13 protein-coding genes and 1 tRNA gene are annotated in these 19,019 nt (G+C 69.0%); 7 read left to right on the top strand and 7 right to left on the bottom strand.

Annotated features, from left to right (window positions below; translation table 11 throughout):
• The first annotated feature begins 103 nt into the window (after window positions 1–103).
• Window positions 104–649, top strand: a complete 546-nt coding sequence (locus DDZ18_RS04955) for a DJ-1/PfpI family protein (protein WP_109252280.1) — start codon at window positions 104–106, stop codon at window positions 647–649.
• Here DDZ18_RS04955 and DDZ18_RS04950 read toward each other — a convergent pair.
• The 3 genes from DDZ18_RS04950 to DDZ18_RS04940 all read right to left on the bottom strand — a co-directional run bounded on the left by DDZ18_RS04950 (window position 646) and on the right by DDZ18_RS04940 (window position 6,314).
• A complete protein-coding gene (locus DDZ18_RS04950; RefSeq protein WP_109252279.1) occupies window positions 646–2,469 on the bottom strand; it encodes an acyl-CoA synthetase in 1,824 nt (607 codons plus the stop codon). The two genes, DDZ18_RS04955 and DDZ18_RS04950, sit on opposite strands and share 4 nt — an antisense overlap.
• A gap of 11 nt (window positions 2,470–2,480) precedes the next feature.
• The gene (locus DDZ18_RS04945; protein ID WP_109252278.1) at window positions 2,481–3,845 is read right to left on the bottom strand and encodes a spinster family MFS transporter; all 1,365 of its coding nucleotides are present in this window, start codon (window positions 3,843–3,845) and stop codon (window positions 2,481–2,483) included.
• A gap of 144 nt (window positions 3,846–3,989) precedes the next feature.
• Entirely contained in the window at window positions 3,990–6,314 is a 2,325-nt protein-coding gene (locus DDZ18_RS04940; protein ID WP_233245715.1) for a TonB-dependent receptor, read from the bottom strand.
• Window positions 6,315–6,475: 161 nt separating this feature from the next.
• Here DDZ18_RS04940 and DDZ18_RS04935 point away from each other — a divergent pair, with 161 nt between their 5' ends.
• Genes DDZ18_RS04935 through DDZ18_RS04925 form a run of 3 tightly spaced genes read left to right on the top strand, consistent with a single transcriptional unit; the run spans window position 6,476 to window position 8,982 of the window.
• Window positions 6,476–7,183, top strand: coding sequence for a TetR/AcrR family transcriptional regulator (locus DDZ18_RS04935; RefSeq protein ID WP_109252276.1), 708 nt, complete (start codon window positions 6,476–6,478; stop codon window positions 7,181–7,183).
• Window positions 7,180–8,046, top strand: coding sequence for an alpha/beta fold hydrolase (locus DDZ18_RS04930; RefSeq protein ID WP_109252275.1), 867 nt, complete (start codon window positions 7,180–7,182; stop codon window positions 8,044–8,046). Before DDZ18_RS04935 ends, DDZ18_RS04930 begins: the two co-directional genes overlap by 4 nt.
• On the top strand, window positions 8,047–8,982 hold the full coding sequence (locus DDZ18_RS04925) for an alpha/beta fold hydrolase (RefSeq protein WP_109252274.1): 936 nt from the start codon (window positions 8,047–8,049) through the stop codon (window positions 8,980–8,982).
• Here DDZ18_RS04925 and DDZ18_RS04920 read toward each other — a convergent pair.
• Together DDZ18_RS04920 and DDZ18_RS04915 are read right to left on the bottom strand one after the other, a co-directional pair.
• On the bottom strand, window positions 8,979–9,329 hold the full coding sequence (locus tag DDZ18_RS04920; RefSeq protein ID WP_109252273.1) for a rhodanese-like domain-containing protein: 351 nt from the start codon (window positions 9,327–9,329) through the stop codon (window positions 8,979–8,981). The two genes, DDZ18_RS04925 and DDZ18_RS04920, sit on opposite strands and share 4 nt — an antisense overlap.
• A gap of 3 nt (window positions 9,330–9,332) precedes the next feature.
• Window positions 9,333–10,409, bottom strand: coding sequence for an Mrp/NBP35 family ATP-binding protein (locus tag DDZ18_RS04915; RefSeq protein ID WP_109252272.1), 1,077 nt, complete (start codon window positions 10,407–10,409; stop codon window positions 9,333–9,335).
• Between the two features lie 207 nt (window positions 10,410–10,616).
• On the opposite strand from DDZ18_RS04915, the gene DDZ18_RS04910 reads away from it, so the two are divergent.
• From DDZ18_RS04910 to DDZ18_RS04900, 3 genes are all read left to right on the top strand, one after another.
• Window positions 10,617–11,624, top strand: a complete 1,008-nt coding sequence (locus DDZ18_RS04910) for a hypothetical protein (protein WP_109252271.1) — start codon at window positions 10,617–10,619, stop codon at window positions 11,622–11,624.
• A gap of 80 nt (window positions 11,625–11,704) precedes the next feature.
• A tRNA-Ser gene (locus DDZ18_RS04905) sits at window positions 11,705–11,795 on the top strand.
• A gap of 503 nt (window positions 11,796–12,298) precedes the next feature.
• Entirely contained in the window at window positions 12,299–15,433 is a 3,135-nt protein-coding gene (locus tag DDZ18_RS04900) for a M12 family metallopeptidase (RefSeq protein WP_109252270.1), read from the top strand.
• Between the two features lie 94 nt (window positions 15,434–15,527).
• On the opposite strand, the gene katG is transcribed toward DDZ18_RS04900, so the two are convergent.
• Together katG and DDZ18_RS04890 are read right to left on the bottom strand one after the other, a co-directional pair.
• The gene (gene katG, locus DDZ18_RS04895; protein WP_109252269.1) at window positions 15,528–17,861 is read right to left on the bottom strand and encodes a catalase/peroxidase HPI; all 2,334 of its coding nucleotides are present in this window, start codon (window positions 17,859–17,861) and stop codon (window positions 15,528–15,530) included.
• Between the two features lie 354 nt (window positions 17,862–18,215).
• Window positions 18,216–18,839 (bottom strand): septal ring lytic transglycosylase RlpA family protein, encoded by a 624-nt coding sequence (locus DDZ18_RS04890; protein WP_233245714.1) that lies wholly within the window; start codon window positions 18,837–18,839, stop codon window positions 18,216–18,218.
• Window positions 18,840–19,019 lie beyond the last annotated feature (180 nt).

Raw genomic sequence — 19,019 nt, 5'->3', positions numbered from 1 at the left:
GAAAAAACTTGGGAACGGTTGACTGGACAGCGCGGTTTCCTAGGTTGTTGCGCATCGCAACAAACGTCAATTTCAGCCGCCCGGCCGGGCGAATGGAGGAGCAGTGGCCGTACAGAACCGACACCCCCGACAGAAGCGCATCGATCTCGAACAGGTCGGCGAGTCCGGCGAGATCGCCGCGCTGGTCGCCGAAGGATTCGATGTCGACCATTTCAATCTCGTCGCCCACGCCGCCGAGCGCGGCGGCTTCCGCACCATGATCGTGAGCCCGCAGCGTTCGCTGGTTTCCGGCCGCTCCGGTCAGCGCGAGGAGATGAATTTCGTCGTCGACAAGCATCCCGGGGATGTCGGACCGAGCACCTATGACGGCCTGCTCGTGCCCGGCGGCGTGACCAGCGTGAAAGCGCTGATGAAGGACCAGGACGCCCGCCTCCTCGTGCTCGACTACATCAAGGCCAACAAGCCGGTCTTCGCGCTCGGCGACGCCGTCGAGCTGCTCGCCGAGGTCTCCGAGAAGGAAGGCGTCGCCGGCGTCGCCGCGCTCGCGCTCAACGGCGAGATCTTCGCCGGCGACGGCGAGACCGCCCAGGAAGACGCCGCGAGCGCCTTCGTCGACGCCCTGACGGTCAAGGCCGACGACGCGGCCTAATCGGCGGCGATCTCAACCTGGAAACTGAATTCAGCGAGCGCGTCGGAAACGGCGCGCTCGTTTTCTTTGTCCGGAAGGCGGGCCGTGACCACCAGCCCCCTCGCCTTTTCGGTATGCGCCGACAGCTCGACGTCGCGGATCCCTGCGTTCTCCAGCACGGCGCGGGCGGCGCGGATCGCGGCGTCCTCGCGCAGGGCCGGCTTGAAGATCTTTCCCACGGCGGTGACCGGCATGGTCTCGATCACGCGCACCGCCTTCGGCGCGGCCGGGCGCTCGGCGACATGGGCGCGCGCATGCTCCAGCAGCGCCGCCTCGTCGACCGTCGCGCCGTCGCGCAGCACGACATAGGCGACGGGGACTTCGCCGGCATAGGCGTCGGGCTGGCCGATCGCCGCGGCGAGCTCCACGTCGGGATGGGCGTGGAGCGCGTCCTCGATCATGCCGGGATCGATATTGTGGCCGCCCCGGATGATGAGGTCCTTCGCCCGGCCAGTGAGCCAGAAATAGCCGTCCGCGTCCTGGCGCGCGAGATCGCCGGAATTGAGCCAGCCGTCGGGCAGGAAAAGCCCCGCGTTCCGCTCGGCCTGCTTGTAGCCGGAGATGACCGTGACGCCCTTCAGCGCCAGCACGCCGGTTTCGCCGGGCTCCGCATCCCGTTCGAACGCGCCCGCCTCGTCGACGACGGCGACCTTCACATCGTGATACGGCATCCTGAGCCCGATCGAACCCACGCGGCGCTCGCCGTCGCGCGGGTTGCAGGTCGACACGCAGGTCGATTCCGTCATGCCGTAGAGTTCGAGAATGGTGATCCCCGTGCGTTCCTCGAACGCCTTGAACACGCTCACCGGCATGGGCGCGGCGCCGACAACGCCGTAGCGCAGCGACGAGACGTCCGCCTCGCCGACGGGATGATCGAGCAAGCTCGCATAGATCGTCGGCACGCCGGAGAACATCGTCACGCCGTAGCGCTCGACGATCCGCCAGAAATTCGCCAGCAGCGCCTTGTTCCGGAACCCGTCCGGTCCCGCGAGCAGGAGCGTCGATCCGGCGGTCAGCGGCGCCAGACCGGTGAGATGGGCGGCGTTGGCGTGGAAGAGCGGCAGACCCGTCAGCGCGACGTCGTCGGCCCCCAGGTCCAGCGCGAACCGCAGCATCCAGCTCATGGCCGCCTGGTTCATCTGCGTCTGGCAGGCCAGCTTCGGCGCGCCCGTCGTGCCGCCGGTGTGGAAATAGGCCGCCGGCCGGTCGGGATCGGCGCCGGGGTCGAACTGCAGCGCCTCGCCCGGCGCGGAGGCCGCCAGCGCGTCGAGGGCGTCGTCATCACCCGACAGCGGAATGATCGCCATCGGCGACGAGAGATGGCGGCGGACCGCCTGGGCCTTGTCGTAGAGCTCGGTCCCCGGCGCGGTCGTGACCAGCGCGCCGGCCCCGGCGGCCTCGACGATTTCGGCGACCACCTCGGCCGAAAGCATCGGATTGACAGGCGCCGCGCCGGCGCCGGCGGCCGCGCCCCATAGCGTGAAATGCGTCTCGGCCAGGTTGGGGAGCATGTAGGCGACGGGCCGGCCGCCGCCGATCGCCCACAGCGCATTGGCCGTCCGCATGATCGCCTCGAAGGCCTCGGCGTAGGTCCAGCACCGCGCCGCCTCGGGATCGGCCGGATCGGCCAAGTCGATGATCGCCGTGCGATCGCCATGCCGCGCGGCCGCGGTCTTCAGGCATCCGTGGACGTCCGGCGCATCGAGACGGTCGGCGAGCGGCGTCTGCTCGATCGCCTCGAGATCGGCGAGGCGCCGGAACGGATCGAAGCCGCCGCCCATCGACGTCCTTCCTATCTCTCCCAGTCGCGATCGATCGTGCGGGACGCGAGCAGGAACAGCAGCCCCGCGACCAGGTACAGGCCGGCGCCGATCACGATCGAATAGCGCAGGGCCTCGTTGCCGAAGGCCGGCGTCAGCAGGGTCGACATCTCGCCCAGCACGTAGATCCCCACGCCGATGCCCAGCAGATTGTTGATCAGCAGGAACACCGACGACGCCATGGCGCGCATGTTCGGCGGGGCCAGGTGCTGGAAGGCCGACAGCGTCGGCCCAAGCCACGCCAGGCCGAGACCCGTCGGGATCAGGAAGATGATGGACGCTATGAGCGGCGTGGGCGCGAGCGTGCCCGCGACGTACATGGGGAAGGCGAGCAGGAACGCGGCCGCGGGCACGATCGCATACATGCGTTTCGAGGCCTTGCCCATCAGGTCGCCGAGCACGCCGCCCATGATGATGCCGAGGCTGCCGCCGACGAAGACCACGCCGCCGAAGAGCCAGCCGGTCTCGATGATCCCCATCTCATAGCTGCGCCGGAAGAAGGTCGGGAGCCAGGCGAACGTGCCGTAGCCCATCATCGACGAACACGACGCGCCCAGCACCAGCAGCCAGAAGCTCGGCTTCTTCGCGAGCACCTTCAGGACCTCGCCGAATCCCGGCTTGGCCGGCGCCTCGGTCGGCTCGCCGCCGGTCGCTTCGGCTTCCGCGGCGACGCCGTCGCCGGGATCGGCCGCGAGCGCGTCCAGCCCGCCGCGCTTGGGTTCGCGCAGCGTCAGCTTGAAGATGGGCGCGATGATCACGCCCGCGAGCCCGACGATGATGAAGGCCGCGCGCCAGTCGAGATTCTCGTTGAGATTACCCCCGGCGATCTGCGAGCCGGCGATGACGCCGAAGGCCGACCCGACCGGAATTCCCAGCGAGTAGATCGCGAGCGCGCGGGCGCGGCTGTTGGGCGGGAAATAATCCGAGATGAGCGAATAGGACGGCGCGACGCCCCCCGCCTCGCCGATGCCGACCCCGACCCGGGCGAGCGCGAGCTGCCAGAAATTCTGCGCCACGCCGCACACCGCGGTGAAGCCCGACCAGAGCGTCAGCGAAACGGTGATGATCCAGGTCCGGTTCGTCCGGTCCGCCAGCCAGGCGATCGGCACGCCGAGCGTCGAGTAGAGCACGGCGAACGCCATGCCCATCAGCAGGCCGAGCTGGCGATCGGAAAGGCCGAGCTCTTCCTGGATCGGCACGGCGAGGATCGAGATGATCTGCCGGTCCAGGAAGTTGAACGCATAGACGATGAAGAGCATCGCCAGCGCCCAGACCCGGTAGCCCGCGCTGGGCGGTTTGGCGGCGTGCGCGGCCGTCTGCGAAGCGCTCACGGTCATGGGTCCTCCCCCGGATTCTTGTTCTTGTCATGCGCCGGCGATCGCAGCGCCTCGCCGGCATCTTGGAGGCGAGACGCCTGCAATGGCAAAGAAAAACGCCGCCGGCCCGGGGAGACGGAGCCGGCGGCGCATGTCTCGCGACGATCAGTAACGGTAGGAGATCGTCGCCGTCACCGTACGGGGGTCGCCGTAGAATCCCGTCAAAGTGCCTTCAAGGCCGAGAGTCGGCGTGAAGGTTCCGCCGGGTCCTTCATCGACAAAGTCGTAGCCCGCGACGCGGTAGCGCTCGTCGGTGAGGTTGCGGCCATGCACGCCGACCTGCCAGCGGCCGTCGTCGTTCGTCCAGACCGCGCTCAGGTTCCAGAGCGTGTAGGCTTCCTGATCGATCGGGCTGGGCAGCTCGAACTGCTGCGTGTCGCCGCGATAGATCACCGTGTTGATGATCGACAGGTCGCCGCCGCGAACCGGCACGGTGTAGTTCAGCGTCGCGCTGCCGGTGATGTCCGGCGTGTTCTGGATGCCCACCTCGTCGGAGATGTCATCGCCGAAGGCGTCGATGAACTCTTTGTATTCGCCGTCCAGGAAGCCGAGCGACCAGTTCGCCGTGAAGGTGTCTCCGCGCCTGAGGGCGTCCTCGCCGATCAGGGCGTAGCCTTCATATTCGATGCCGGAGATCTCGGCTTCGCCCGCGTTGGTGGTCACGCCGGTGAAGGTGTCGGCGACGCCGTCGTCATCGGTGTCCACGCCCACCGAGCCGGGCACCTGAACGTCGGTGTAGTCGGTGTAGAAATAGGCCAGCGAGTGACGGTAGCGGCCGACATCGACCTTCCAGCCGATCTCGTAGCTGTCGACCTCTTCGGGATCGAACCGCATGAACTCGAAGATCTCGTCCTCGCTGACCGTGCCGTCGCCGTCAAAATCCGGCGCAGCGCTGGTCTGGCCCCGCGGGTCGAAGCTGCCGCCTTTGAAGCCCTGCGAGTAGGTGAAGTAGAAATTGTGCGTGTCGTTCGGCGCCCACGAGATCGACGCGCGCGGCGAGAAGTCGGTCCAGCTTTCGCTGCCCTCGAAGTCCGACGTGATCGCGATCGGGATCGCGCCGCCCCCGAAGAAGTCGCTGGGCCCGTTGATGAAGGTCGTGCGCAGCACGCGCGAAGAGCGCTCGTCCTCGGTGTAGCGGCCGCCGAGCGAGACCTCGATCTCGGGCGTCAGCGAGTAGGTGAAGTCGCCGAAGATCGACCAGGTCTCGGTCGCGACGTCGCCGAAGGTCTGCGCGGTGAGGCCCGGCAGGCTGATGATGTCGCCGGTCGTGTCGAGGATGACGTCGAAGGCCGTCGAGGCGTTGGCGTCGAGGTAGTAGAAGCCGACCACGCCGCTGGTGCGCTCGCCGTTGTAGAGCAGCTGAAGCTCCTCGGAGAACTGGTCGTTCTCGTAGATGGCGGGCACGTCGAGATCCGCTTCGGGCAGGCTGTCGAAGTCGATCGGCGTCGTGCTCTCATCCTCGCGATAGGCGACGATGTTCTTGAGCGTGACGTTCTCGTTGATCGTCCACTCGGCCGTCATCTGGCCGCCGTAGGCCTCGACCTCCTGCTCGGGGAAGTTCAGCCCGGCGAGCGTGTGGTAGACGTCGTCGAGGACCGGATACTCGAACGGCGGGAACTGGTCGGGGATGAGCCGGTGGCCCTGCCGGGCGTTCGAGTTGTCCTGCGTGTAGTCGCCCGAGACCCGGATCTGGAAATCCGGCGTCACGTCGAGTTCCGCCGAGAGGCGGCCCGCCCAGACATCCTTGTTGTAGTTCTCGCGCCCGAGCGTGAAGTTCTGGCCGAAGCCGTCGCGCGAGAAGCGCGCAATGGCGCCGCCGACGCGGAACCGGTCGTCGAGCGGGATGGAGCCGTGCACGATCGCGTCGAACTGGTTGTAGGTGCCGAAATTGAGCCGGGTGGTCAGCTCGGGCTCGTCGGACAGCCCGGCGGTGACGTATTTCACCGCGCCGCCGACCGTATTGCGTCCGTACAGCGTGCCCTGCGGTCCGCGCAGCACCTCGACCCGCTCGACGTCGTAGATGTCGAGCACGGCGGCCTGGGGCCGGTTGAGATAGACGTCGTCGAGATAGATGCCGACTCCGGCCTCGAAACCGGCGACGGGGTCCTGCTGGCCGATGCCGCGGATGAAGGCGGTGAGCGTCGTGTTCGTGCCGCGCGACACCTCGAGCGTCACGTTCGGCGACACATTGCCGACATAGGTGATGTCCTGGGCGCCGAGCTCGAGCAGGTCCTCGCCGGAGAAGGCCGACACGGACAGCGGAACGTCCTGCAGGCTTTCCTCGCGGCGACGGGCGGTGACGAGAATCACCTCGCCCTGGGACGAATCGGAAGCCTCGGCCTCCTGGGCGATCGCCGGCGCGGCGAGCGGAGCGGCGGACAGACCGGCGAGAATCGCGGTCGCCCCGAGCAGGCGTTTACGGAATGACATGGGTACCCCCTCCCTGAGATACGGACGCATCGTTCGCGTTTTACGTGAGGCAAAGTTTTTTCAACGTTGAATGAAATGTCAATGAAAATTAGGCTCGCATGATCCGATGCGGCCGCGCGGATGCTAGACCGGCGCGACGCCTCGTCGACCAGGGAGAGAAAATGGCAGACGCACCCGCCAGCCGGCGCGGCGAGAAGACCCGCGAACGCCTCCTCGACGCGGCCGAAAGGCTGTTCGCGGAGAAGGGCTTCCACGGCGTCACCGTGCGGGCCATCGCCCGCGCCGCCGACGCCGATCCGGCGCTGGTCGCCTACTATTTCGGCGGCAAGCGCGAACTGTTCGACGCGGTGCTGCTGCGCCGCGCCGTGGAGCTCAACGAGATACGGGTCGCCGAGCTCGAATCGGTCGAACGCCGAGCCGCGCCGGACCATCCGTCCATCGAGGACATCATCTCCGCCTTCACCCATCCCCTGCTCGACCGTTCGGCGAAGGGCGGGCCGGGATGGAAGAGCTATTTCGGCCTCGTCGCGCAGATCACGAACTCGCCGGAGTGGGGCGGCGCGGTGATGACCAAGTTCTTCGACCCGATCGCGACGCAATTCCTGGGAGCGCTGAAGCGGCACTTCCCCGACTGGAACGACGAGGACCTGTACTGGAGCTACCACTTCCTGTCGGGGGCGCTGGTGCTGACCTTCGCCGAGACGGGCCGGATCGACAACCTGTCGGGCGGCCTGTGCCGGTCGAGCGACATCGCCAGCGTCCACGAGCGCCTGCCGGTCTTCATCGCGGCGGGCTTCCGGCGCCTCCAGGAGCGCGCCGGCGCGACATCCCACCTCGACGCATCCGACGCCATGGAGCCGCAGGCTTGAACGACTTCACCGAGCACTTCTTCACCGCCGGGGACGGCGTGCGCACCTACTACCGCCGCTACGAGCCGGACGCCGCGTCCGGCAAGGCGCCGGTCGTCTGCCTCCACGGGCTGACGCGCAATTCCCGCGATTTCGAGGAGATCGCGCCGCGGATCGCGGCGAAGGGCCGGCGGGTCATCGCCGTCGACGTGCGCGGCCGCGGCCGGTCCGACCGGGCGCCCGATCCGTCGACCTACTATCCGGGCGTCTACGTGAAGGACGTCCTTGGCCTGCTCGACGCCGAGGGGATCGACCGCGTCGTCTCCATCGGAACCTCGATGGGCGGGCTGATGACGATGATCCTCGCCGCCGAGCGTCCGGGCTTTCTCCGCGGCGTCGCGCTCAACGACATCGGCCCGGAGCTCGCCCCGGAGGGCATGGCGCGCATCCAGGGCTATGTCGGCGGCGCGAGTTCCTTCTCGAGCTGGTCGGAGGCCGCCGAGGCGGTCCGCGCGATCAACGGGGTGGCCTTCCCGAATGAGACCGGCGAGGCCTTCTGGATCGCCTTCGCCAAGCGGATCTGCCGCGAAACCGAAACCGGCGAGATCGTGCTCGACTACGATCCCGCCATCGCCAAGCCGGTCCAGGAAGGCGACGCCGCGCCGCCGGATCTCTGGCCGCTGTTCGACGCCATGGCCGACGCGCCGCTGCTGCTGATCCGCGGCGCGATCACCGACCTCCTGTCCGAGGATACGGTCGCCGAGATGCAGCGCCGCCGGCCGGACATGGAGCGCGTCGACGTGCCCGAAGTCGGACACGCGCCGCTGCTCACCGAGCCCGAGGCCTGGTCGGCCATCGCGGCCTTTCTCGAAAGGGTGGACTAGATGTGGCTCCGCATTCTCGGCGCGCTCCTCCTGCTCGCCGTCATCGTCGTCGCCGTCCTCGTCTGGCTGTCGCGGCCGGTCGACGACGCGACGCTCGAGGCCCGCTACTTCACTGACGAGGACCGCTATGTCGAGGCCGCCGGCTTCGAATGGCGCGTGCGCGAGAGCGGGCCCGCCGACGCGCCCGCGCTGGTCCTGATCCACGGCTTCAGCCACTCGCTCGAAGCGTTCGAGCCCTGGGCCGAGCGGCTTGATAACGACTACCGCGTCATCCGCTTCGAGCTGCCCGGCCACGGGCTCACCGATCCCGCGCCCGACGAGGCCTATTCAAACGAGGCCACGGTCGATCAGGTTTCCGCGTTGCTCGAGGAAATCGCTCCAGAGCAGTTCTTTCTTGGAGGAAACTCACTTGGCGGATTGGTCGCCTGGCGCTACGCGGCGGCGCATCCGGAGCGCGTCTCCGGGCTCGTCTTGGTCAGCCCCGGCGGCTATTCGATCAACGGCGTGACCGAGGAGCCGGTCGCCGTGCCGCCGCCGGTGGCGATGCTGCTGCGCACCGCTCCGGAGCCCGGCGTGCGCGCCATGACCGAGCAGCTCTACGCGGATCCGTCCCGGCTCGGCGACGCCGATGTCGAGCGTATCCGCGCAATGATGCGGGGCGAAGGAGCCGCCGAGGCGCTGATTGCGCGCCTGGAGGTCTTCACGCTGCCCGATCCCGAGCCGGTCCTCAGCGAGATCGAGACGCCGACTCTGATCCTCTGGGGCGAACAGGACGCCATGGTCCCCGTCGAGCATGGCGCGCGCTTCGAAGCCGCCATGCCGAACGCCGAGCTGGTCGTGTTCGACGACGCCGGCCATGTCGCGATGGAGGAGCGGCCCGACGCCACGGCGGCGCGGGTCCGCGAATTCCTCGAGGCGGCGTCGGCGGGAGACTAGTCGGCCATCACCCGGCCGCTGGCCGGATCGATCCGCACCGTCTTCAGCCCGGCGGCCTTCCAGGCCTTGAGACCGCCCTCGAGATGCGTGTTCACCGGCATGCCCGCGGCATGACAAAGCTGCGCGGCCATGAAGGAGCGTCGGCCGGCGCAGCACGAAAGGACGACGCGGCGCCCGTCGCCGGCCGGCATCGCGGCCGGCTCGAAGGTCGACAGCGGATAGAGGAAGGCGCCCGGGATGCGCTCGCAGGCGAACTCGTAGGGCTCGCGCACGTCGATCAGCAGGATCTCGCCGGCGGCCAGGCCCTCGGCCACCTCCTCGGGCGTCAATTCGATCAGGCTCGTCATTCTCTAGTCCTCGAACACGATTTCGGGCGCGGGGCGGTCGGCCTCGCGCGCGGCGTCGACCATCGCCTCGGCGGCGCGGCGGAAAGCCGACGCGACCGGCCCCTCCCCGAGCGCGATCAGCCGGCCCGCGTCGGAGGCCTCGCGCAGCTCGGGATGAAGCGGGATCTCGCCCAGGAACGGCGCGCCCAGCGTCTCGGCTTCGGCGCGGGCGCCGCCGCGCCCGAAGATCTCGGTTCCCTCCCCGCAATGCGGGCACAGGAAATAGCTCATATTTTCAACAACGCCCAGCACGGGAATGGCGGTGCGGTCGAACAGCGCGATCGCCTTCTTGGCGTCGTCGAGGGCGAGGCTCTGCGGCGTCGAGACGATCACCACGCCCGTGATCGGCGCGCCCTGGGCGATGGCGAGCTGGGGATCGCCCGTGCCCGGGGGCATGTCGATGATCAGCACGTCGAGATCGCCCCAGTTCACCTCCTGCATGAACTGCCGGATGGCACCGGTGACCATCGGCCCGCGCCAGACGACGGGATCGCGCTCGCCGACGAGGAACCCCATCGAGACCAGCTTCACCCCGTGCGCCTCCAAGGGCTCGATGCCAGCGTCGGATTTCTGCAGGCCCGGCGCGTCGGACAGGCCGAAAAGGCGCGGCGCCGACGGCCCGTAGACATCGGCGTCCATGAGCCCGGTCTTCAGCCCCGCCCGCGCGCAGGCGCCGGCGAGATTGGCCGCCACGGTCGACTTGCCGACGCCGCCCTTGCCCGAGGCCACGGCGATGACGAGCTTCGCCGGCGGTTCGGGCTGCGCCTCCTGCGCCGGGCGCGTCTTGGCTTGCTGCGGCTTCGCCTCGCGGGGCGCCTCGAAGATGACGCGGACCCGCTCGACGTCGGACCGGGCGGTGAGCGCGGCCTCGATCGCGGCGCGGAGTCCGGCGGCGTCCTCGTCCTTGTCGCCGGGGGCGAGAATCACGGTGGCGATTCCGTCGCGCAGATCGACGCCCGAGACGCGGCCGCTGGCGTGCAGCGGGCGACCGGAGGCGGGGTCGGCGACGCCGTTCAGGGTCTCGTTCAGGTCTGTGCTCATACCCGCCCGTCTACCCCGTCGGCGCGCTCAACAGAAGAGGCCGGGCGCCGAGAACTGCGCGCTCATCGGGCGGGGTGGCGCTGCGCGTCCCTCGTCGAGCCTGAATGAAATCTATTCTCCGACGCCCGCGCCCCCTTTGACGCCGCGACGATTGTCGGTAGGTATGAATAAGGCCTTTTTTCAATCATATGCGGGGGAAATCCAATCATGTCCGATATCCGAACGCGTCCCGGCGCCGCCGTCGTCGCGAAGCAAAGCCTCGCCGCCGCGCTGGCGCTGTCCTGCGCGGCGCTGCCGTTCAACGCGGCGGCGCAGTCGGGTCCGACGCCGGTTCCGTGCGTGGGGACCTGGCGGACGGTCTCGGACTATGTCGACGGGCGTTCGGGCGGACAATACCGGCGCATGCGCGGCGGCCGCGACGAGGGGAACGTCACCGTGGAGGTCGACGATTGCGGCCGCGTCATCCGCGTCACGCAGGGCCGCACGATGGAGCTGGAGCGCACCTCGGTCGACCCGGTGACCTACGAGGCCGAGCTCGACGCCGGCGGCGTGCACCGGACCTTCCGCTTCGTCCTCAACGATCCCCAGTCCATGAGCGGCGAGGTCGTCGCCCAGGATCCGCGCCTGCGCGTCGACCGGCCGACCCATCTCGAATTCGTCGGCGGCGCCCAGCCCGAGGACATCGGCTGCGGCGAGGCGCCCGAGCGCGTGGAGATCGATTCCGAGCTGCGCGACGAGGTGCTCACGATCGTGGCGCGCCTCGTGGGCGTCCCGCGCGAAGAAGCCTCGCGCTACATTCATATCCCCACCCACATCGCCCGCACGCGGATGAATGACGGCGGGCCCGACGCGACGTGGCGGTCGGTCGAGGCGAACATGTTGCTCGACGCCTCCGGGCGGCTCCTGCCGGTGACGTCGGAGGGCTCCCGCTCGGGACGCATCCGCGTCGATCAGCCCGGATCGTCGGTCTGCTCCACCGCCGAGGACGAGCTGCCCGAGGCGGTCCGCATGCTGCGCCTGACCTTCCGCAGCCCGCCCGGCGCGGGCCGCAACATCGTCCAGGCCCACGTGCTCGACGCCGAAACCCGCATCATCGAGACCTCGTATCACGCCGAGGAGGACCGGGCCGGATTCGACGCCCGCGCCGCGGCCGCCATCGAGGCCTATGACGGCGTCGACGAACCGGTGACCGGGGTGCATCCGGACTCCCAGTGATCCGGTCGGCGGGGGCGCGCGTGCAGACGGCGCGCCTTACGCCTTGATCGGGCGAACCGTTCGCGGCTAAACCCCTCCGCGGAGAGGTGGCCGAGTGGTCGAAGGCGCTCCCCTGCTAAGGGAGTATACGGCAAAACCGTATCGGGGGTTCGAATCCCCTCCTCTCCGCCATTCGGCCCGGCTTTCGTCGAGCTATGCCGAGGGCTCGGCCGACGCCGACGCACCCGCGAACGATTACCCCCTCCGTCCGGCGATCCTCATTCCTGACTCGCTCCCAGAACCAGAGTCAGGGCCGCCAGTGCGACTCCGACGATGAGCACGAGACCAAGAAGAATGGTCGAAGCCGCCATGCGCGCCTCCCTCGCTAATCGGGCCGCCCGGAGTTGTACCCGCCAAGAGGTCAACCCCGTGACGCGAATGCGGCGATTTGAGGCGGTCGGCCTGTGGCCCGAAGCTCCATCGCGGCTGACGGCATCAGTTGTCGCATCGCGCTGCACGGCGTCGGACGGCGATGCGGCGCTCCCCCGGACCGACGAATACGGATTCCCTGGCGAGCCGCGTCAACCTCCCTTCCTTTCCCGGCTCCGGAAGGAGCGGCCTCCCCTCGCTTGCATGGTCAAGCGCGGTCTGCTCGCATGTCAGGCGGGCAGGTGAAGCAACCCGGGGACGCCGAAATGATCACGATAGCCATACTGGCCGCGGCTCAGTCGCTCGCGGCCGCGCCGCCGCAATTGCAGCTTCCGGACATGAGGATCCCTCGGCCGACCGTCGACCGGGAGCTCGCCGCGGACCATACCATCGTCATCGAGGGCACGGGGCCGCGCGCCGAATACGTGATCCAGACGGACGGCCGGCTCGAGAAGGTCGACGGCCGGCTCGACGGCGTGCGCGTCACGATCAACGACAACGACCGGATCGACGGCGGCGAAGCCTCCGGCCTGGTCAGCAACGGGGCGGACGGCTACCGCGTCTACGGGTCGATCGAGTCGATCGAGATCGTCGACGGCTCCGGCGCCCGGATCCGGGTGGACGGCGAGGCCTATGCGAGCGACGCGTATCTCGCTGAAGTCTCGGGCGCGATCGCGCGCCCCGTGGACCCGTCCGTCGTGGAGGCGCTTCCGCAGACGCCGAGACTTCCCGGCGTGGAGGGCGTGCTGGCGACGCCCGGCGCATCGGACGACGGCGCGGAGCATTACGTGGCGGCCAGTCTCCGCGGAGGCGGCGCGACGGGCTGGGCGGTCGCCCACGGCGCGACGAGCTGGGCGGCCGGCATCTCCGACGAGATGGTCGACAAGCTGGCGAATTTCACCGCCGACGGCACCGCCGTCGACGTGATCGCCTTCACGCCGACCGGCGGCTGGACTCTCGTCGCCGGCCGCAAGAACTGGACCCGCAATGTCGGCGGCGGCTATTTCGATGCGTTGACCCGGCTCATGGAGGCCGGTCACGAAATCCAGGCCGTCGCGTTCAACCCCGTCGACTGGGCGGACCGGCGCGGCTTCGTGATCGTCCACGACGGCGGCGTCGTCGCGGAGAACGTCCCCGACGAACTCGTGACCCGTCTGCGAAATTTCCACGGCCGGGGCGACGACGTGTACGACGTGGCCTTCACCGCCGACGGCGGCTGGAGCTTCGTCACGAGCCGCGGCCACTGGACCCGCAATGTCGGCGGCGACTATTACGGCGTGCTCACAGAGCTCCATGACGGGGACCACGACCCCCAGGCCATCGCCTTCTTCGACGAAGGCTCGCGCTGGCTGATCGTCGGGCGGGACCGCTTCCGCGGCGCCGGCGTTCCCGCGGGGCTCGCGTCCCGGCTGCGCGACGATTTCGGGCTCGACGGCGACATCGCCATCCGACAAGCGGAAATTTACTCGCCGGATCGCCAGGGCGAGCTCAGGACCGTCGACCTGGTTCTGCCGGGGGACTCTGCGCCGACCGAGGTCTTCTACGAGGTCGTCGACGGCCTGGCCGTTGTCGAGGGCGACATCATCCTGGGCCGGGCCGACCAGCTGGACGAATGGAGCTGGTCAGAGCAGGCGTCGACCACGCGCCGGGAGGGCGATGTCGTCACGCGCGGCCAGCCGCTGACCGTGGTGTCCAACCTCGACAAGCTCTGGCCCGACGGGGTCATTCCGTATGAGTTCCATCGAAACCTTTCAGCGACCATGCGCAACAGGGCCGACACCGCCGCCCAAAATCTGACGAGCCAGACGAACCTCACGGTCCGCCGCCGACAGAACGGCGACGACGACTTCGTGCGGATACGGCCCGCAGGGGGCTGCTCGTCGCGGATCGGCATGGGCGGCGGACGCCAGCTCCTCCGCGTGTCCAACTCCTGCAGCGTCGGCAATATCATGCATGAATTCCTTCATGCGGCCGGCGTGTTTCACGAACAGAGCCGGAGCGACCGGGACGAATATGTCGACGTGAACCTCGGCAATGTCGAAAGCGGCAAGCGCAGCAATTTCCGGATCGCGAGGGACAGCCAGGCGCTCGGCCCGTATGACTACGGTTCCATCATGCACTATGGCTCCCAATTCTTCTCAAAAGACGGCTGCAGCGGAGACGAGTGCGTCACAATCGACGCGCCCGCGGGAGTCAGCATCGGCCAGCGCAGCGGCCTAAGCGCCCAGGACATCGAAGGCATCAACCTGCTCTACCCGATTCAGCCGGGCCCGGAATTCGGCGCCCAGTGGGGCGATCAGAACTACGCCACGGCCGTAGCCTTCGGCGATGTCGACGGCGACGGCCGCGACGAGCTCGGCGTCGGTCGCCGCGCCGGGACGAACAATCGATTCTGGGTCCTGGATTCGCCGACCCGGCAGAATTTCGACGCCCTGTTCTCGGGCGGCGATTCGTGGGGCTCCGGCGGCTATGTCACGGATCTCGACTTCGGCGATATCGACGGAGACGGACGCGACGAGCTGGTCGTCACCCGACACTCGAGCGTGAACGCCCGCTACTTTGTCTATGACGACGCGAACGCGGGCTTCACCCTGCTGCACCAGGGCGGCGATCAGTGGGGATCGGGCAATTACGCGACGTCCGCCGCGCTCGGCGACATCGACGGCGACGGCCGCGACGAAATCGCGATCGGCCGCCGCGCCGGCTCCAATGACCGCTTCTTCGTGTTCGACGACGCCGCCGCATCCCGCCCCTTCCGCAAGATCGCCGGAGGCGGCGACCAGTGGGGCGGCGGCAATTACGCCACCGACGTCGCGTTCGGCGACGTCGACGGCGACGGCGACGCCGAGCTGGGCGTCGCGCGCCGCGCCGGCTCCAACGGGCGCTATTACGTCCTCGACTACAACGGGGGCTCGCTCAACCGGATCAATCAGGGCGGCGAGCGCTGGGGCGACTCGTACTACGCGACCTCGATCGCGTTCGGCGACATCGACGGGGACCCGGCCGAGGAGATGATCGTCGGCCGGCGGGCGAGCGAAAACGCGCGCTATTTCGTGTTCGACGACCGGTCGACGGGTTTCGAGCCGTTGAGCCGGGGCGGCGACGCGTGGGGCTCCGGCTACCACACGGTCGGCGTGGCGATCGCCGATTTCGACGGCGACGGCGTCGGCGAGCTGGCCATCGCCCGCAACGCCGGCGAGCACGGCCGGTATTTCCTTCGCGACGGCGCCGACGCCGATTTCGCGCCCATAACGCCCAGCGGCAAGATCTGGCCCCAGGGCGTCGGCGCGACCGACATCGCCTTGGGCGACGGCGACGGCGACGGCGACGCCGATCTCGCCGTGACGCGCCGCGAGGAGATCCAGGGCCGGACGCGCTTCGAGGTGATTATCTCGAACTGACACCGAAGGATCGGCGCACAAGAAAAGGGGACCGCGCCATACGACGCGGTCCCCTTCCCCGGTCGGTCGCGGTCGGGGCCGAAGCCCCGCCCCGCTAGAGGTCGAAGCGGTCGGCCCGCATCACCTTGACCCAGGCGTCGACGAAGTCCTCGACGAAGCGGGCTTCGCCGTCGCCGAAGGCGTAGACCTCGGCGACCGCGCGCAGCTCGGCGTTCGAGCCGAACACCAGGTCGGCCTCGGTGGCGGTCCAGTTCAGCTCGCCGGTCTCCCGGTCGCGGCCCTCGAAGACGTACTCCTCGTCGGCCGGCTCCCACGTCGTCGACATGTCGAGCAGGTTGACGAAGAAGTCGTTCGTCAGCTGGCCGGGCGTGTCGGTGAACACGCCGTGGGCCGCGCCGTCGGCATTGGCGTCGAGCGCGCGCATGCCGCCGACGAGCACGGTCATCTCGGGAACCGTGAGCGACAGCGTGTCGGCCTTGTCGACCATCATCTCGGCCGGCGAGCGCTCGCTGTCCGCCGCGTAGTAGTTGCGGAAGGCGTCGGCCGTCGGCTCGAGATGGTCGAAGGACTCGACGTCGGTCATCTCCGCCGTGGCGTCCGTGCGGCCCGGCGCGAAAGGCACCTCCACGTCGTGGCCGGCGTCGGCGGCGGCCTGCTCGATCGCGGCCGCGCCGCCGAGCACGATCAGGTCGGCCAGCGAGACGCGCACATCGTCGGACTGGGCCTCATTGAACTCGGCCTGGATCGCCTCCAGCGTCGAGACGACTTCACCGATCTCGGCGCCGTCGTTGACGTCCCATCCGTTCTGCGGGGCGAGCCGGACGCGCGCGCCGTTGGCGCCGCCGCGCATGTCGGTGTCGCGATAGGACGAGGCCGACGCCCAGGCCGTGCGCACCAGCTGCTGGACGGTCAGACCGGACTCGAGTATCTCCGCCTTGAGCGCGTCGATGTCGCCGGCGTCGATCATCGCGTGATCGACCTCGGGCACCGGGTCCTGCCAGCTGAAGGACTCTTCGGGCACATCCGGGCCGAGATAGCGGGCGCGCGGGCCCATGTCGCGATGGATCAGCTTGAACCAGGCCCGCGCGAAGGCGTCCTCGAACTCTTCCGGATTGTCGCGGAAGCGCATCGAGATCTCGCGGAAGCCGGGATCCTCGCGAAGCGCCAGGTCCGTGGTCAGCATGATCGGCTGATGGAAGACGTCCTCGCGATGGGCGTCGGGCACGAAGCGCGACGCCTCCTCGTCGGCCGGAACCCACTGGATCGCCCCGCCCGGGCTCTCGGTCTGCACCCACTCGAAGCGGAACAGATTGTCGAAGAACTGATGGCTCCACTGGTCGGGGGTGGCCGTCCAGGCGCCCTCGAGCCCGCTGGTCACGGTGTCCGCGCCGGAGCCGGTCCCGCAGCTGTTGTCCCAGCCCAGGCCCTGCTCCTCGACGCCGGCCGCGGCCGGCTCCGGACCGAGACACTCGGAGGCGGCGTGCGCGCCGTGGACCTTGCCGAAGGTGTGGCCGCCGGCGATCAGCGCGACGATCTCCTCGTCGTTCATCGCCATCGAGTTGAAGGTCTCGCGGATGCGATGGGCCGCGGCCTGCGGATCGGGCACGCCGTTGGGCCCTTCCGGATTGACGTAGATGAGGCCCATCTGGCTCGCGCCGAACGGTTCGGCGAGTTCGTCATCGCCGTGGAAGCGCTGCGAGCCGAGCATCTCGGCCTCGGGACCCCAGTAGACCAGCTCGGCCTGCCAGTCGTCCTCGCGGCCGCCGGCGAAGCCCAGCGTCTCGAAGCCCATGTCCTCCATGGCGACATTGCCCGCCAGGATCAGAAGATCCGCCCAGGAGATGGCGTCGCCGTACTCCTGCTTGATGGGCCAGAGCAGGCGGCGCGCCTTGTCCAGATTGGCGTTGTCGGGCCAGGAGTTGAGCGGCTCGAAGCGCTGCTGGCCGCCGCCGGCGCCGCCGCGGCCGTCATGCGTGCGGTAGGTGCCCGCGCTGTGCCAGGCCATGCGGATGAAGAGCGGGCCGTAATGGCCGTAATCGGCCGGCCACCAGTCCTGCGACGTCGTCATCAGCTCGCGCAGATCCGCCTTGACCGCATCGAGATCGAGGCTCTCGAACGCCTCGGCGTAGTCGAAGTCCTCGCCGAGCGGATTGGACCGGGTGGTCTCGTTGTGGCGGAGCTGGGTGAGATCGAGCTGCTCGGGCCACCAGAACCGGTTGGAGCGGGGCTCGCCCATGCCGACCTCGGACGGCGTCGACTCGGGCGCCGCGGCGGTCTCGGTGACCTCCTGCAGCTCGGCGCCGGAGGCGGTCGCCGTCTCGGCGGCGGCGTTCTCGTTCTCGGCCTCGCTTCCGCCGCCGCATCCTGCGACGCTGAGCGCGAGCGCGGCGGCCGACGCCAGCAGCAGGGTTTTCGTACCGACTTTCATTTCTGGACTCCTTCGCCCGGTTGGGGGTCACGCTTTCGGAGACAAGGGCTCGTCGCGCGCAAGGGCCGGCGGCCCGATGCGGTGCGGGGCCGTGAATTCCGGAACGTTCGCGTTGTGCTCACGTCTCAGCCCGCCTGCGACTCCACAGCATCGTCACCGATGCCGAGTCATTGGTCCAAGCAATTGCTTCTATAGAAGCAATAAGCGATCTCTATGGTGGAGCGAAGAAAATTCGCGCGCCTGCGACGCCCCGCCGCAAGCGGCCGCGCATGATCGCCGCCGGCCGGGTCGGGCCGGCGGCGCCATCAATCGGTCAAGGCTCGTCGCCCGGGCGGTCGTCGCCCCGGCGCGGCGTCAGGCGTCGCCGAGCACCTCGAGCCGGACCTCGGCCTCGCCGGCCTCGATCATGCCGAGCGCTTCGGCGGCGGCGCGGCTGACGTCTATGATCCGGCCTTCGGTGTGCGGGCCGCGATCATTGATGCGGACCACGACGCTGTCGCCGGTATCAAGACGCGTCACCCGCACCTCGGTCCCGAACGGCAACGTGCGATGCGCCGCCGTCATCTGCGACGGGTCGAAGATCTCGCCGCTGGCGGTCTCTTCGCCTTCCAGGCCCGGACCGTACCAGGCCGCCAGTCCCTCGGCGCCGTCGACGGAGGCGGCGTCCTCCGCGCCGGCCGCGTCGGAGGCCTCGGTCCCGCCGATCGCCTCGTCGGGCGCGGCATCGTCAGCCGCCGTCGCCTCGGACTCCGCACTCGCGGCGTCGGGCGGCGCGCCGCCCTCCCCGGCGGGCGTCGCTGCCTCGGAGCCTTCCTCGGTTCCGTCCGCGCCGTCGCCGGCGACGTCCTGGATGAAGGCCGCGGCCTGCCGCATCAGGCGGATCGGCTCGACCGGCTCGCCGTCCTCGTGCTTGGCGAACACGTAGCCGCCCGCCGCCGACCCGAAGGCCACGACCAGAAGCAGGATGAATCCACGCATGATGTCTCGCCCCTCTCCGGGCGCTGTCGGCCCTCCGGCCGGCCCCTCGCCGCCCGGAACGCCTGCGGCGAACCCCCTGTACGCCGCTTGTCCCCCTGCCTGGAACATTACCGCATACGGCGATGAACGCGACCCGATATTAACCTTTTGGAAACAGGCGAGGCGCGCGTGCAACGCCTC

The organism is Marinicauda salina (genome assembly GCF_003122085.1).
Lineage (GTDB): Bacteria > Pseudomonadota > Alphaproteobacteria > Caulobacterales > Maricaulaceae > Maricicauda_A > Maricicauda_A salina.
This window is presented reverse-complemented; position numbering and strand designations above follow the sequence as displayed.

Excerpts from the sequence above, each read along its gene's own strand:
- DDZ18_RS04925 (WP_109252274.1), top strand. The coding sequence starts at position 8,047 with ATGTGGCTCCGCATTCTCGGCGCGCTCCTCCTGCTCGCCGTCATCGTC.
- DDZ18_RS04900 (WP_109252270.1), top strand. The coding sequence starts at position 12,299 with ATGATCACGATAGCCATACTGGCCGCGGCTCAGTCGCTCGCGGCCGCG.
- DDZ18_RS04915 (WP_109252272.1), bottom strand. The coding sequence starts at position 10,409 with ATGAGCACAGACCTGAACGAGACCCTGAACGGCGTCGCCGACCCCGCC.
- DDZ18_RS04950 (WP_109252279.1), bottom strand. The coding sequence starts at position 2,469 with ATGGGCGGCGGCTTCGATCCGTTCCGGCGCCTCGCCGATCTCGAGGCG.
- DDZ18_RS04890 (WP_233245714.1), bottom strand. The coding sequence starts at position 18,839 with ATGCGTGGATTCATCCTGCTTCTGGTCGTGGCCTTCGGGTCGGCGGCG.
- DDZ18_RS04920 (WP_109252273.1), bottom strand. The coding sequence starts at position 9,329 with ATGACGAGCCTGATCGAATTGACGCCCGAGGAGGTGGCCGAGGGCCTG.
- DDZ18_RS04935 (WP_109252276.1), top strand. The coding sequence starts at position 6,476 with ATGGCAGACGCACCCGCCAGCCGGCGCGGCGAGAAGACCCGCGAACGC.
- katG (WP_109252269.1), bottom strand. The coding sequence starts at position 17,861 with ATGAAAGTCGGTACGAAAACCCTGCTGCTGGCGTCGGCCGCCGCGCTC.
- DDZ18_RS04940 (WP_233245715.1), bottom strand. The coding sequence starts at position 6,314 with ATGTCATTCCGTAAACGCCTGCTCGGGGCGACCGCGATTCTCGCCGGT.
- DDZ18_RS04910 (WP_109252271.1), top strand. The coding sequence starts at position 10,617 with ATGTCCGATATCCGAACGCGTCCCGGCGCCGCCGTCGTCGCGAAGCAA.
- DDZ18_RS04945 (WP_109252278.1), bottom strand. The coding sequence starts at position 3,845 with ATGACCGTGAGCGCTTCGCAGACGGCCGCGCACGCCGCCAAACCGCCC.